The organism is Streptomyces sp. NPDC029044, assembly GCF_040637495.1.
Classification (GTDB): domain Bacteria; phylum Actinomycetota; class Actinomycetes; order Streptomycetales; family Streptomycetaceae; genus Streptomyces.
This window is the reverse complement of record NZ_JBEZWN010000035.1, coordinates 34,421-48,553: the sequence shown is the minus strand read 5'-3', so window position 1 is coordinate 48,553 and position 14,133 is coordinate 34,421. Positions and strand designations below refer to the sequence as shown.

Genomic DNA, 14,133 nt, shown 5'->3' with positions numbered 1-14,133 from the left:
CGTCAAGGAAGCCACCAAGGCCCTGCCCGCCCCCGTGCGCGACACCCCCGAACCGACCCGGCCCGTGAAGAGGAACCGCGCCTGGGACGAGGCACCCCGCTGGCAGATCTACCTGCCCCTGGGCATCTACCTGATCTTCACCCTCGTCCCCTTCTACTGGATCCTGCTCTTCTCACTGCGCCCGGCCGGCTCGACCTCGCTCGTGCCCTGGCCGATGACCTTCGACCACTTCGAGAAGGTCTGGACGGACCGCAGCTTCGGCACCTACTTCACCAACAGCGTGCTCGTCGGCGTCGCCACCCTGCTCATGACCACCCTTGTCGCGCTGGCCGGCGGGTACGCCCTGGCCCGGTTCGACTTCAAGGTCAAACGGGCGTTCATGCTGGCCCTGCTCTGCTCCCAGTTCGTGCCGGGCGCGCTGCTGCTGGTGCCGCTGTTCGAGATCTTCGCCGAACTACAGATGATCAACTCGCTGGGCAGTGTCATCCTCGCCGAGACGGTCTTCCAGCTGCCGCTGTCGATGATCCTCATCAGCAACTTCATCAAGAACGTGCCGTACTCCCTGGAGGAGGCGGCCTGGGTCGACGGCTGCAACCGCATGACGGCCTTCCGGATCGTGGTGCTGCCCCTGCTGCGGCCCGGTCTGATCGCCGTCGGCTCGTTCGCCTTCGTCCACTCCTGGAACCACTTCCTGTTCGCCCTGATGTTCCTGAACAACCAGGACAAGCAGACGATCCCCGTCGGCCTCAACTCCCTGATGAGCGCCGACAGCGTCGACCTGGGCGCGCTCGCCGCTGGCGGCATCATCGCGGCCGTGCCGGTGGTGATCGTGTTCGCCTTCATCCAGAAGTGGCTGATCACCGGATTCAGCGCGGGGGCGGTGAAGGGATGAGGGTCAGACAACTGACTGTCGTGGCCGGGTTGTTGGGGGTGCTCTGCGTGCCCGCGCACGCCGAGGCCCGGGACATCGGCCGCGACACCCTCCCCGCGAACGACGGCTGGGCCGCCGAGGGAGCGGGTACCACCGGAGGTGCGGCGGCCGACGCCGACCATGTGTACACGGTCACCGACCGGGCCAGGCTGGTCCGGGCCCTCGACGGCGGCAGCGACATCCCGAAGATCATCAAGATCGCCGGGACGATCGACGCCAACACCGACGACGACGGCGACCGGCTGGACTGCGCCGACTACGCCACCGGCGGCTATGCCCTGAAGAAGTACCTCGCCGCCTACGACCCCCGCACCTGGGGCTCCGCCAGGCCCGCCGGCCCCCAGGAGGAGGCCCGCCAGGCCTCCGCCGCCCGGCAGGCCGAGCGGATCGTGCTGCCCGTCGGCTCGAACACCACCATCATCGGCCTCGGCGACTCGGCCGTCCTGAAGGGCGCGAGCCTCCAGATCAAGAACGCGGACAACGTCATCGTCCGCAACCTCGACCTGCGCGACGCCTACGACTGCTTCCCCGTCTGGCAGCCGAACACCGGCGGCCTCGGCGACTGGAAGACGGCCTACGACAACATCTGGCTGACCGGCGCCACCCACGTGTGGGTGGACCACGTGACCCTGAGCGACAAGGGCCACCCGGACGCCGAGGAACCCACCCACTTCGCCCGCAACTACCTGCGCCACGACGGCCTGCTGGACATCACGAACGGCTCCGACCTGGTCACCGTCTCCTGGAGCCGCTTCGCCGGCCACGACAAGGCGATGCTGATCGGCAACAGTGACACAGCGACCGGCGACCGGGGCAGGCTCCGGGTCACCCTGCACCACAACGCCTTCGAGTCCGTCGTCCAGCGCGCCCCGCGCGTCCGCTTCGGCCAGGTGCACCTTTACAACAACCGTTACGACATCACCGGCGACGACCACCGCTACTCCCTCGGCGTCTCCACCGAGTCCAAGATCTACGCCGAGAACAACGCCTTCCACGCGCCCGGCCACGTGGAGGTCGCCGATCTGGTCAAGAGCTGGAACGGCAGCGCCCTGCACCAGAGCGGCACGCTCTTCAACGGCTTCCCGGTCGACCTGCTCGCGATCCACATTGCCTACAACTCCGGCAGTGAGCGCGACCTGACGGCCGACGTCGGCTGGACGCCCGCCCTGCACGGGCGCATCGACACTGCCCGGGAGGCCGACCGGGCGGTGGCCCGCGGCGCGGGTGCGGGGAGGATCCCATGACCGGTCGCATGATCGACTCCATGAGCGAACCCCTGAACGATCGCCCGAGCACGCCCCTGCCCGTCGTCCTCGCCGGAGCCCGCGGGCACGGCCGCTGGCACGTCGAGAACATCCGCCGCCTGCAGAAGAAGGGCATCGTCCGGCTCGCCGGGATCTGCGAGCTGACGCCGCTGAACCAGGAGGAACTGGGCGACCTGGGCACTCCCGAGCAGTCCGCCGACTTCGGCGCCCTGCTGGACGCCACCGGCGCCCGGGTCGCGGTGATCTGCACCCCGATCCCGACCCACACCGACCTCGCCCTCACGGCGGCCGAACGGGGGGTGCACCTCCTCCTGGAGAAGCCGCCCGCCCCCTCCTACGCCGAGTTCCGCCGGATGGCCGACGGGGTCGCCGCTGCCGGGGTCGTCTGCCAGATCGGCTTCCAGTCGCTGGGCTCGCACGCCCTGACGGCCGTCCGCGAGCTGATCGAGAAGGGCGCGATCGGCACGCTCGTCGGGCTCGGCGGCGCCGGTGCCTGGGTGCGCGACGAGGACTACTTCCGGCGGGCTCCCTGGGCGGGCAGACGGCGGCTGAACGGCGTCGACGTGATCGACGGGGCACTGACCAACCCCCTCGCCCACGCCGTCGCCACCGCCCTCGCCCTGGGTGGCAGCACCCGCGCCGAGGACGTCACCGGCATCGAGACCGAGCTGCTGCGCGCCAACGCCATCGAGTCCGACGACACCTCCTGCGTCCGGATCTCCACCGCGCAGGGCCACCCGGTCACCGTCGCCGCGACCCTGTGCGCCGAGCAGGCGGACGAGCCGTACGTGCTGGTGCACGGCAGCAGCGGCCGGATCACCTTCTGGTACAAGCAGGACCGCGTGCTGCTCCAGCGCGCGGGGCACGGCCCGGAGGAGTCCGAGCACGGCCGCACCGATCTGCTGGAGAACCTCGTCGACCACCTCACCACCGGCGCGGACCTGCTCGTCCCGCCGGACGAGACCGGCGCCTTCATGAAGGTCGTGGAGGCCATCCGCACCGCTCCCGACCCGGCTCCGCTGCCGGACACCGCCTGGCACCGCGTCCCCGGCGAGAACCGCCGGGTCGTGCCGGGCATCGGCGGACTCGTCGCGGCCGCCGCCGACACCCTCTCCCTCTACTCCGAGCTGGGCGCCCCCTGGGCGCCCCCGTCGAACGAGGTGAGCACCCGATGACCAGCAACGACACCGTGGTCCTGCGCGTCGCGGGCCGGCCGGTCGGCCGGTACGTCACCCGCCCGGAGCTGCCGGCCCGGCTCTCCCCGCGCCCCTATCTGCACCCCGTCACCACCCTGGCCGGCACGGCCGTGACCGAACTCGCCCCGGCCGACCACGCACACCACCTCGGCGTCGGTGTCGCCGTTCCCGACGTCGAGGGGTTCAACTTCTGGGGCGGGCGCACCTACGTCCGCGACCAGGGCCCCACCGAGCTCGACAACCACGGCGCGCAGCGGCACGTCGCCTTCCAGCTGCGCGACCCGGACGGCTTCGTGGAGGAGCTGCGCTGGGTGGGCGCGGGCGGCGAGCTGCTGCGCGAACGCCGGACGGTCGCGGCCACCGAACTCACCGACCGGGCCTGGGCGCTGGACCTCACGTTCTCCCTCACCAACGTCACCGGGAACCCGCTGTCGATCGGCAGCCCCGCGACCAACGGACGACCGGGCGCCGCCTACGGGGGCTTCTTCTGGCGGGCCCGCAAGGAGTCCTGCGCGCCGGAGGTCTTCACGGCCGCCGCCGACGGCGAGGAGAAGGTCCACGGCAACCCCGCCGACTGGCTCGCCCTGCGGGGTGCCACCTGGACACTGGTCTTCGCCGGCGCCACCGAACGGACCCGCCGCGACCCGTGGTTCGTGCGCACGGAGGAGTACCCGGGGGTCGGCTCCTCCCTGGCCCACGACCGACGGGTGCCGGTCCAGCCGGGCGAGACCGTCGTGCGCCGGGTGGTCACCGTCGTCGCCGACGGCCGCCTCGACCGAGATGCCGCGGCCTCCCTCGTCCGCAAGGCGGTGAGCCCGTGACCTCCGGCACCTACCGCAACCCGATCCTGAACGCCGACTGGTCCGACCCGGACGTCGTCCGCGTCGGCGACGACTTCTACCTGACCGCCTCCAGCTTCGGCCGCGCCCCCGGCCTGCCGCTGCTGCACTCCCGGGACCTGGTCAACTGGACCCTGGTCGGCCACGCCCTGGAACGTCTGGAGCCGGCCGAGGAGTTCGCGGCGCCCCGCCACGACTGCGGCGTCTGGGCCCCCTCCCTCAGGTACCACGACGAACGCTTCTGGATCTTCTGGGGCGACCCCGACCAGGGCCTCTTCCAGGTCAACGCCCCGGCGATCCGCGGCCCCTGGACCCGCCCGCACCTGCTGAAGGCGGGCAAGGGCCTGATCGACCCGTGCCCCCTGTGGGACGAGGAGACCGGCGAGGCCTACCTGGTCCATGCCTGGGCCAAGTCCCGCGCCGGCGTCAAGAACCGCCTCTCCGGCCACCGGATGCGCCCCGACGGCACCGGCCTCCTCGACGAGGGCAAGGTGATCGTCGACGGGGACCGCATACCCGGCTGGTTCACCCTCGAAGGCCCCAAGCTCTACCGCCACGACGGCTGGTTCTGGATCCTCGCCCCCGCCGGCGGCGTGGAGACCGGCTGGCAGGGCGCCTTCCGCTCCCGCGACTTCTTCGGGCCCTACGAGGAGAGAATCGTCCTGGAGCAGAAGGACACCGACGTCAACGGACCCCACCAGGGCGGCTGGGTGCGCACGCCGTCCGGGGAGGACTGGTTCCTGCACTTCCAGCAGCGCGGCGCCCACGGCCGGGTCGTCCACCTCCAGCCGATGCGCTGGGGTCCCGGGGGAGAGTGGCCGGTGATCGGGGACGACGGCGCCCCCGTCGCCGAGCACCGCCGCCCCGACCTGCTGCCGCAGCCGCCCGCCGCGCCCGCCACCGACGACGACTTCCCCGGCGGACGGTACGGCCGGCAGTGGCAGTGGACGGCCAACCCGGGCGAGGGCTGGGCGACCCAGCACTCCGGGGACGGGCTGCGGCTGACCTGCGTCCGCTCGCAGGACGCTCACGACCTGCGGAAACTGCCCCATGTGCTGACCCAGCGGCTGCCCGGCGCACCCTGTACCGCCGAAGTGGAGCTGCGGCTCGACAGCGACGAGCCCGGGGCCCGGGCCGGACTCGCGGTCCTCGGGGACGCGTTCGGCTGGATCGGACTCCAGCGCGGCACGGACGGCACGGTCCACCTCGTGCACCGGTTCGCCGAGGCCGTGGCGGAGGGCGAACGCGACGCCGCCCACCCCCGGCTCGCTCCGGAGGGCCGAGCCCGGCTGCGGATCGAGATCGGTGCGGGGGCACGCTGCCGCTTCTCCGCCGACGTCGGCGACGGCTTCCGGCCGTCGGGTCCCGTGTTCGCCGCCACCCCCTGGCGCTGGGTCGGCGCCCTGCTCGGCCTCTTCGCCCTCGCGCCCGCCGGACCGGGTCACGCGGGCGCCGCCACGTTCACGCACTTCCGGATCACCGACCGGTAAACAACCGCATCCGCACCTCCCTCACGCCTGTTGGAGCCGCAATGACGCACCTCCGTAGCAAGCGCTTGCCGAGACCGGGTGTCGCCCTGGCCGCCGTAGCCGGCCTGGTCGCCGCCCTGGGGCTGGGCGCGACCGGTGAGGCGAGGGCCGCCGAACCCGCCCGTGCCGCGACCCACACACCGGCGGCCGCCCGCTGGACCGACCAGGCCCACGGCTTCGCCTCGTTGGCCGGAGGCACCACGGGAGGTGCGGGCGGCAAGGTCGTCACGGTCACCGACCAGGCGTCGCTGGCCAAGTACGCGGCCGCCGAGGAGCCGTACGTCATCCGGGTGGCGGGCACGGTCGCCGTCCAGCCCTTCGGCTCGGACATCGTCGTCGCCTCGAACAAGACGATCATCGGCGTCGGCGACACCGGCGAGATCGTCCACGGCGAACTGCACCTCAAGCCCGGCACGCACAACGTCATCATCCGCAACCTGACGATCCGCGACTCCTACGTCGAGGGCGACTGGGACGGCAAGACCTCCGACTTCGACGCCATCCAGATGGACACCGTCCACCATGTCTGGATCGACCACAACCGCTTCACCCGCATGGGCGACGGTCTGCTCGACATCCGCAAGGACAGCCAGTACGTCACCGTCTCCTACAACCAGTTCGCCGATCACAACAAGGCGCTCGGGATCGGCTGGACGGACAACGTCCGGACCCAGATCACCATCGACCACAACTGGTTCACCGGCACGAAGCAGCGCAATCCCTCGGCGGACAACTGCGCCTACGCGCACCTCTACAACAACTACATGTCGGCACAGGTGGCCGACGGCGACCCCGTGTGGACGTACGGGAACTGGTCCCGGGGCCGCAGCAAGATGGTCATCGAGAACAGCTACTACGACCGGGTCCAGCACCCCTACCAGGCCGACACCACCGCGGAGTTGGTGGAGCGGGGGTCGATCCTGAGGAAGACGAGCGGGCGGACCGACGAGTGGGGTGCCGCTTTCGACCCGCGGGACTTCTACGACTACCGGCTCGATCCCGCCGCCGCGGTCCCCGCCCTGGTGAAGAAGTTCTCCGGTCCGCAGGGCCGGATCGGCGTGACCCTCGACGTCCCGGGCGCCTACCCGACCGTGCAGGCAGCCGTGGACGCCGTGCCCGACGGCAACGACGTGCCGGTGACGATCGCCGTCGCACCGGGCACCTACCGGGAGAAGGTGTTCATCCCGGCGAGCAAGCCGAAGATCCTGCTGCGGGGGACCGGGCGCGACCGCTCCGACACCGTCATCGTCCACAACACGCCCGCGGAGTACGGCGGCTCGACGGGCAGCGCCACCGTGCGGATCGCCGCCGACGACGTCACCGCCCGCAACCTCACCTTCAGCAACGACTTCGACGAGGCCGCGGTCGAACTGAAGGGCGAGCAGGCCCTGGCCATGAAGACGACCGGCGACCGGATCGTCTTCGAGGACACCGCCTTCCTCGGCAACCAGGACACCCTGATGACCGACAGTCCCAAGCTGAACCTGATCAGCCGGGTGTACGTCCGCGACTCGTACATCGAGGGCGACGTCGACTTCATCTACGGGCGGGCCACGACCGTGATCGAGCGGTCCGTGATCAAGGCGCTCAGCCGCGGGTCGACGACCAACAACGGGTGGGTCACCGCCGCTTCGACGTGGACGGGCAACCCGTACGGCTTCCTGATCACCCGCTCGAAGATCGTCAGCGACGCGCCGGCCGGGAGCTTCCACCTCGGCAGGCCCTGGCACCCGGGCGGCGAGCCGAACGCGGTGGGCCAGGTGCTGATCCGCGACACCCGGCTGCCCGCGGCGATCAAGTCCTCACCGTGGACGGACATGAGCGGCTTCTCGTGGAAGGACGCGCGCTTCACCGAACACCGCAACTACGGCCCGGGCGCGACGGTCACCGCCGATCGTCCGCAGATGAGCGACCGGGACGCGCGCTCCCACACCGTCACCGCCTACCTGGCGGGCAGCGACGGCTGGGCGCCGCACATCCGCCACTGACCCTCCACACCCTCAAGTTCCGCAGGATCCAGAAGAAGAGAGCCGACCAATGAAGATCAGCAATCGCACCAGCAGCAGAGGCGGGCGCCGGACCTCGGCCGCCGTCGCCCTGGGGGCCGTGCTCGCGCTGACCGCGACCGCCTGCGGCGACGACGGCAGCGGAGCGGGCGGCGACAAGGGTGCCGACGGAAGCGGCAAGGGCAAGATCGTCTTCTGGGACAACAACGGCGGCGTCCGCACCGAGATCTGGAAGGAGGTCATCGCCGACTTCGAGAAGGCCAACCCGGACATCAAGGTCGACTACGTCGGGATCGCCTCGACCGAGTACCAGTCGAAGGTCGACACCGCCATCCAGGGCGGCGGCCTGCCGGACGTCGGCGGCGTGGGCGCGGCGATGCTCGCGGGGTTCGCCGCACAGGGCGCGCTGGAGCCGCTCGACGAGCGACTCGGCACATCGTCGCTGAACGGCAAGCTCAACAAGGACATGGTCGAGTCGCTGAAGGCCGCCGGGGGCGGGGACGACAAGCTGTACTCGATCCCCACCTCCGCGAACAACGGTGTGCTGTACTACCGCACCGATCTGTTCCAGAAGGCGGGGCTCCAGGAGCCGACGACGTGGGACCGCTTCTACGAGGCCGCGAAGAAGCTGACGAACGCGGACAAGAACGAGTTCGGCTACACCATCCGCGGGGGTGCGGGTTCCATCGCCCAGGCCCTGGACGCGATGTACGGGCAGTCCGGTATCACGTCGTTCTGGGATTCCAGCGGTGACAAGACCACGGTCAACGACCCCAAGAACGTCGCGGCGCTGGAGAAGTACGCGGGGCTGTACAAGAAGGTCACTCCGGCCGCCGACCTCAACAACGACTTCACCAAGATGGTCGCGCAGTGGGATTCCGGCACCATCGGAATGCTGAACCACAACCTGGGGTCGTACCAGGACCACGTGAAGGCGCTCGGGGCCGAGAAGTTCCGGGGCATTCCGCAGCCGATCGGTGCCGGCGGCAAGCGGGTGCAGGTGTCCAACCCGGTGGACGGCCTGGGGCTGTTCAAGAGCGGCAAGAACAAGGACGCCGCCTGGAAGTTCATCGAGTTCGCCACGTCCAGGGCGGAGAACTCGAAGTTCAACGAGGCGGCGGGGCAGGTGCCGTCGAACACGGACGCGGCGAAGGACCCGTGGATCTCGAAGGCCGAGCCCACGAAGCTGGCCGCCGACGCGTTGTCGGACGGGTCGACGACGATCGTGCAGCTGCCCTACTACCTGCCGGACTGGAACACGATTTCCAAGGCGGACAACGAGCCGAACTTCCAGAAGGTGCTGCTGGGGAAGATGAGCGCGAAGGAGTTCCTGGACACGATGGCCGACCAGCTGAACGCCGCGCAGGAGGAATGGAACCAGCAGAACGGCTAGTTCTGGCTGTCGCCGTGAGGCGGCCCGTGGTTTTCAGGGTGCGGGCCGCCCGTGGTTGTTCGCGCAGTTCCCCGCGCCCCTGAGGTGCGACAGCCATCCCCGTTGAAAGGAACTCTGCGTGTCTCTCAGTCGTAGACAGGTCGCTGTCGCCGCGGCCGCCGTGCCGTTGGCCTACTCCATGGCCGGAACCGCTCACGCCGGCGCACGTCGCCATCCCACCCTCTATATCGCCGGTGATTCCACCGCCGCGCAGAAGTACGCCGATGCCGCGCCCGAGACCGGGTGGGGCATGGCGATTCCGTTCTTCTTGCACAACTCCCGGCTCGCCGTCTCCAACCACGCCGTGAACGGGCGGAGTTCGAAGAGTTTCGTGGACGAGGGGCGGCTGAAGGGGATCCTGTCCGTCATCCGGCCCGGGGACCTGCTGCTCGTGCAGTTCGGTCACAACGACGAGAAGCGGGAAGACCCCACCCGGTACACCGAGCCCTGGTCGACGTATCAGGAGTATCTGCGGATGTACCTCGACGGCGCCCGGGCGCGTGGGGCGCGGCCCGTGCTCGCCACCTCCGTGGAACGCCGGCGGTTCGACGCCGCCGGGAAGGCCCTGCCGACCCACGGGGAGTACCCGGCGGCCATGCGGGCCCTCGCCGCCGAGGAGCGGGTCGCGCTGCTCGACGTCCAGGCGCTGTCCCTCGCCCTGTGGCAGCGGCTCGGGGTCGAGGAGACCAAGAAGTACTTCAACTGGACGGCGACCGAGCAGGACAACACGCACTTCAACCCGCCCGGGGCCATCGAGGTGGCCCGGCTCGTGGCGCGGGAGCTGCTGCGCACCCGGGTGCTCGGGCCGCGTGACGTGCGGCGGCTGGACGAGCGGATTCCCGAGTCCTGGATCGCCTGGCCGGAACCGGCCGCGTAACACCCCTCGACGAAGAAGGAAGAGAGCCGCACCATGAACGCACCGAAGTGTCATGATCATGCCATCGCGAGAGCCGCCCTGCTCCTCGGCTGCACCGCCCTCGTGCTGTCCCTGAGCGGCACCGGAGCCCAGGCCCAGCCCCGGGACATCGCGCGCCAGACCCTCGGAGCAGGCGACGGATGGGGCTCCCACGGCACCGGCACCACCGGCGGAGCGGCGGCCGACGCGCAGCACGTCTACACCGTCACCACCTGGGAGCAGTTCAGGGCCGCGCTGAAGGACGGCGGGACCGCACCCAGGGTCATCAAGGTCAAGGGCGTCATCGACGCCGTCTCCCAGGGCTGCGACGCGTTCGCGGCCGAGGGGTACGACTTCCGGGAGTACCTCGCCGCCTACGACCCCGCCGTCTGGGGCCACGACAAGCCGGTCAGCGGTGAGCAGGAGGACCTGCGGGCCGCGTCCGCCGCCGCGCAGGACAAGGCCATCAAGGCGAGCGTGCCCGCCAACACCACCATCGTGGGCGTCGGCAAGGGCTCCGGGATCCGCGGCGGCAGTCTGCAGATCAGAGGCGTGGACAACGTCATCGTCCGCAATCTCGCCTTCGAGGCCCCGATCGACTGCTTCCCGCAGTGGGACCCCACCGACGACAACGGGACCGGCGCCTGGAACAGCGAGTACGACGGGATCGTGGTCTACGGCTCCACACACGTGTGGGTCGACCACAACACGCTGACCGACGGCCGCTACCCCGACAGCTCGCTGCCCTCCTACTTCGGCAAGACCTACCAGCAGCACGACGGGCTGCTCGACATCGTGCGCGGCTCCGACCACGTCACCGTGTCCTGGAACGCGTTCAAGGACCACGACAAGACCATGCTGATCGGCAACAGTGACAGCGCCACCGCCGACGACACCGGGAAGCTGAAGGTCACGCTGCACCATAACCGCTTCGAGGGCATCGTCGAGCGGGCGCCGCGGGTGCGGTTCGGGCAGGTCGACTCGTACAACAACCACTTCGTGGTCACCAAGGGCCAGAAGTGGGGCTACGTCTACGGCATCGGCAAGGAGTCCCGGCTCGTCGCCGAGCACAACGCGTTCACGCTGGCGCGGGGCATCAGCCCGGCGAAGATCCTCAAGAAGTGGAACGAGGCGCCGGTCACCGCGGGTTCCAACATCGTCAACGGCAAGGCGGTCGACCTGATCGCCGTGCACAACGCGGAGATCCCCGGGGAGGCGCTCCAGTCGGGCGCCGGCTGGACGCCGAGCCTGCGCGCGGACGTCGACCCGGCGAAGGCAGTCCCGGGCATCGTCGACGCCCGGGCGGGCGCCGGCCGCCTCTGCTGATCCACCCCAACCGGCCGGGGCGGCCCGCATCGCACCCCCGCCCCTGGGTGCGCCCGCCCCGGCCCCTTCCCACCCCGCACCCGCCGCACCGCGAAGGAGCAGCCGCATGCTCTCGCAGTCCGACCCTTCCTCCCTCTCCCGCCGGGGGTTCCTCGCCGCGAGCACCGCGGCGGGCACCCTCCTCGGCCTCGCCCCCGGCCCCGCGCGGGCCGGCACCCGATCGCGGCCGTTCTGCCGGTACGGATCGCCCGCCGCGCGCCGCGATCCCCGGACCCTGTACGTCCACCCGGACGGAGCCGGTGACTTCACCACGGTCCGGGACGCCGTGGCCGCCGCCGACGGCGGCGGATACACGCTGGTCATCGCGCCGGGCGTCTACCGGCAGACCGTCGCCGTCGACCGCACCCGCACCGGGATGACCTGGGTCGGGGCGAGCGAGGACCCCGGTGACGTCGTGATCGTGTACGACAACGCGGCCGGAACGCCCAAGCCCGGTGGCGGCACCCACGGCACCACCGGCTCGGCCACCGCCACCGTCCAGGCCGACGGCTTCACCGCCCGCTGGATCACTTTCGCCAACGAATGGCTGCGCGCCGACCACCCCGGGACCACCGGCACCCAGGCCGTCGCCCTCAAGGTCCAGGGCGACCGCTCCGCCTTCCACCACTGCCGGTTCCTCGGCCACCAGGACACCCTGTACGCCGACTCCATGGCCCTCGGCACTTTCGCCCGCCAGTACTTCACCCACTGCTACGCCGAGGGCGACGTCGACTTCGTCTTCGGACGGGCGACCGCCGTCTTCGACCGGTGCCACTTCCGGACCCTGTCGAGGACCGACCTGGCCGGCGCCCCCTACGGGTTCGTCTTCGCTCCCTCGACCGCCGGTGCCAATCCGCTCGGCTACCTGGTGACCCGCAGTAGCGTCAGCAGCGAGGCACCCGACGGCTACTACAAACTGGCCCGGCCCTGGGTGCCCAGCTCCGACACCACCGCCCGCCCCATGCTCACCGTGCGGGACACCCGGCTCGGGCCGGGCATCGACGCGGTCGCGCCCTACGCCACCATGCGCGACGCCCACCCCTGGCAGAACCAGCGCTTCGCCGAGTACCGCAACACCGGCCCGGGCGCCGAGATCACCGTCCCCGAGAACCGGCCACAGCTCACCCCCCGGCAGGCCCGCTCCGCGACCCGCGCCGCCTGGCTGGGCGACTGGCGGCCGTATGCGTAGGGCCGCCGTGCTCCTCCTCGGCCTCTGCCCGCTCTGGCCGGCCGCACCGGCCTCCGCCGCCGAACGTGCCCCTGCCGGCCGCGCCCCCACCGGCTGGGCCTCGGCCGGCCCCGGCACGACCGGCGGGGCGGGCGGCGGCCGCACCTGGACGGTGGACACGCGGGCCGAACTCAAGGCCGCCCTCACCAACGACGGCGAGCCGACCGAACTCGGCCTCGGCGGCGACGTCGGCTGGAACCCCGCCCGGCGTTCCGACCACCGCGTCCTCACCTCCCCGACGGCCGTCGAGCGATACGTACTGCGGCACGCCGGAGCCGGGAGGCCGCATGAACGCCCATGACGCGCTCAGGCGACGGACGTTCGTGGCCGGGGCGGGGGCCGCGCTGCTGGCCGGGGGAGCGGTGAGCGGGGCACAGGCGGCGGTCGTGGACGGTCCGCTGCCCGATTTCCACCCGGCACTCAAGGACGCCCTGACCTTCCCGCTGGCCTGGGGCCGCTCCCCGATCCGCGACTTCCGCGCCTGGCGGCGGGCCGCCCGCGCCACCGTCGAGGAGCACCTCCTCGTCGAGCGGCAGGACGGGACGCCGTACGCACCGGAGTTCACCAGCCGCTCCCGGACGCGGGAGTACACCCGCGAGCTGGTGACCGTCTCCCTCACCCGCTACGAACGGGTCCGCGGCGCCCTGCTCACCCCGCACGGCCGCGGGCCCTTCCCCGCGGTGCTGCTCCTGCACGACCACGGCTCCCGGTTCGACATCGGCAAGGAGAAACTCGTCCGGCCCTGGTACGACGACACCCGTCTCGCCTCCGCCCGCGCCTGGGCGGACAAGTACTTCAGCGGACGGTTCGTCGGCGACGAACTGGCCCGGCGGGGCTACGTGGTGCTCTGCCTGGACGCCCTGGGATGGGGTGACCGCGGGCCCCTCGCCTACGAGCAGCAGCAGGCGCTGGCCGCCAACTTCTTCAACCTCGGCTCCTCGCTCGCCGGGCTCATGGCCAGGGAGGACCAGCGGGCCGCCGCCTTCCTGGCGGGACTCGACCGGGTGGACGCCCGGCGGGTCGCGGCCGTCGGCTTCTCCATGGGCGCCTACCGGGCCTGGCAGACCGCCGCCCTCAGCGACCACGTCGCGGCCGCCGCGAGCATGTGCTGGATGACCGGCCTGAAGGAGATGATGGTGCCCGGCAACAACACGCTGCGCGGGCAGTCGGCGTACTGCATGCTCCACCCCGGCCTCGCCCGGCACCTCGACATCCCGGACGTGGCGAGCATCGCCGCCCCCAGGCCGATGCTGTTCTTCGACGGCGGACTCGACACGCTGTTCCCGGCCGAGGGCGTGCGGATCGCCTACGACAGGCTGCGTGCCGTCTGGCGCTCGCACCACGCCGAGGAGCGGATACGGACGAAGACGTGGCCGGAGCTCGGCCACGTCTTCACCGCACCCATGCAGGACGAGGTCGTCAGCTGGCTCGACGACGTCCTGTGAGG

12 protein-coding genes are annotated in these 14,133 nt (G+C 71.0%); all 12 read left to right on the top strand.

From position 1 onward, the window contains the following. Window positions 1-22: 22 nt before the first annotated feature. The 12 genes from AB0E85_RS25225 (at window position 23) to AB0E85_RS25170 (ending at window position 14,131) form a co-directional block, all read left to right on the top strand. Window positions 23-892, top strand: a complete 870-nt coding sequence (locus AB0E85_RS25225; protein ID WP_361931344.1) for a carbohydrate ABC transporter permease — start codon at window positions 23-25, stop codon at window positions 890-892. Further along, entirely contained in the window at window positions 889-2,175 is a 1,287-nt protein-coding gene (locus AB0E85_RS25220) for a pectate lyase (RefSeq protein WP_361931261.1), read from the top strand. The genes AB0E85_RS25225 and AB0E85_RS25220 overlap by 4 nt, the downstream gene beginning before the upstream one ends. Then, a complete protein-coding gene (locus tag AB0E85_RS25215) occupies window positions 2,172-3,371 on the top strand; it encodes a Gfo/Idh/MocA family oxidoreductase (RefSeq protein WP_361931258.1) in 1,200 nt (399 codons plus the stop codon). The genes AB0E85_RS25220 and AB0E85_RS25215 overlap by 4 nt, the downstream gene beginning before the upstream one ends. After that, complete coding sequence (locus AB0E85_RS25210; protein WP_361931255.1) at window positions 3,368-4,213, top strand: PmoA family protein; 846 nt, start codon at window positions 3,368-3,370, stop codon at window positions 4,211-4,213. Before AB0E85_RS25215 ends, AB0E85_RS25210 begins: the two co-directional genes overlap by 4 nt. Continuing rightward, window positions 4,210-5,721: a family 43 glycosylhydrolase gene (locus tag AB0E85_RS25205; protein WP_361931252.1), complete on the top strand. Its 1,512-nt coding sequence runs from the start codon at window positions 4,210-4,212 to the stop codon at window positions 5,719-5,721. Before AB0E85_RS25210 ends, AB0E85_RS25205 begins: the two co-directional genes overlap by 4 nt. Before the next feature lie 41 nt (window positions 5,722-5,762). Continuing rightward, window positions 5,763-7,748, top strand: a complete 1,986-nt coding sequence (locus tag AB0E85_RS25200) for a pectinesterase family protein (protein ID WP_361931249.1) — start codon at window positions 5,763-5,765, stop codon at window positions 7,746-7,748. Between the two features lie 49 nt (window positions 7,749-7,797). Beyond that, window positions 7,798-9,159, top strand: a complete 1,362-nt coding sequence (locus AB0E85_RS25195) for a sugar ABC transporter substrate-binding protein (RefSeq protein ID WP_361931246.1) — start codon at window positions 7,798-7,800, stop codon at window positions 9,157-9,159. Between the two features lie 118 nt (window positions 9,160-9,277). Beyond that, the gene (locus AB0E85_RS25190; protein WP_361931243.1) at window positions 9,278-10,075 is read left to right on the top strand and encodes a rhamnogalacturonan acetylesterase; all 798 of its coding nucleotides are present in this window, start codon (window positions 9,278-9,280) and stop codon (window positions 10,073-10,075) included. A 33-nt stretch (window positions 10,076-10,108) separates the two neighbouring features. Next, the gene (locus AB0E85_RS25185) at window positions 10,109-11,419 is read left to right on the top strand and encodes a pectate lyase (protein ID WP_361931240.1); all 1,311 of its coding nucleotides are present in this window, start codon (window positions 10,109-10,111) and stop codon (window positions 11,417-11,419) included. A gap of 106 nt (window positions 11,420-11,525) precedes the next feature. Further along, a complete protein-coding gene (locus AB0E85_RS25180) occupies window positions 11,526-12,647 on the top strand; it encodes a pectinesterase family protein (protein ID WP_361931237.1) in 1,122 nt (373 codons plus the stop codon). Further along, on the top strand, window positions 12,640-12,987 hold the full coding sequence (locus AB0E85_RS25175; protein ID WP_361931234.1) for a hypothetical protein: 348 nt from the start codon (window positions 12,640-12,642) through the stop codon (window positions 12,985-12,987). Before AB0E85_RS25180 ends, AB0E85_RS25175 begins: the two co-directional genes overlap by 8 nt. After that, window positions 12,974-14,131: a dienelactone hydrolase family protein gene (locus tag AB0E85_RS25170; protein WP_361931231.1), complete on the top strand. Its 1,158-nt coding sequence runs from the start codon at window positions 12,974-12,976 to the stop codon at window positions 14,129-14,131. The genes AB0E85_RS25175 and AB0E85_RS25170 overlap by 14 nt, the downstream gene beginning before the upstream one ends. The last annotated feature ends 2 nt before the right edge of the window (window positions 14,132-14,133 follow it).

What these genes read in the sequence shown, in the direction of transcription:
- AB0E85_RS25185 (WP_361931240.1), top strand. Translation starts at nt 10,109, where the DNA reads ATGAACGCACCGAAGTGTCATGATCATGCCATCGCGAGAGCCGCCCTG.
- AB0E85_RS25220 (WP_361931261.1), top strand. Translation starts at nt 889, where the DNA reads ATGAGGGTCAGACAACTGACTGTCGTGGCCGGGTTGTTGGGGGTGCTC.
- AB0E85_RS25210 (WP_361931255.1), top strand. Translation starts at nt 3,368, where the DNA reads ATGACCAGCAACGACACCGTGGTCCTGCGCGTCGCGGGCCGGCCGGTC.
- AB0E85_RS25175 (WP_361931234.1), top strand. Translation starts at nt 12,640, where the DNA reads ATGCGTAGGGCCGCCGTGCTCCTCCTCGGCCTCTGCCCGCTCTGGCCG.
- AB0E85_RS25200 (WP_361931249.1), top strand. Translation starts at nt 5,763, where the DNA reads ATGACGCACCTCCGTAGCAAGCGCTTGCCGAGACCGGGTGTCGCCCTG.
- AB0E85_RS25195 (WP_361931246.1), top strand. Translation starts at nt 7,798, where the DNA reads ATGAAGATCAGCAATCGCACCAGCAGCAGAGGCGGGCGCCGGACCTCG.
- AB0E85_RS25180 (WP_361931237.1), top strand. Translation starts at nt 11,526, where the DNA reads ATGCTCTCGCAGTCCGACCCTTCCTCCCTCTCCCGCCGGGGGTTCCTC.
- AB0E85_RS25170 (WP_361931231.1), top strand. Translation starts at nt 12,974, where the DNA reads ATGAACGCCCATGACGCGCTCAGGCGACGGACGTTCGTGGCCGGGGCG.
- AB0E85_RS25215 (WP_361931258.1), top strand. Translation starts at nt 2,172, where the DNA reads ATGACCGGTCGCATGATCGACTCCATGAGCGAACCCCTGAACGATCGC.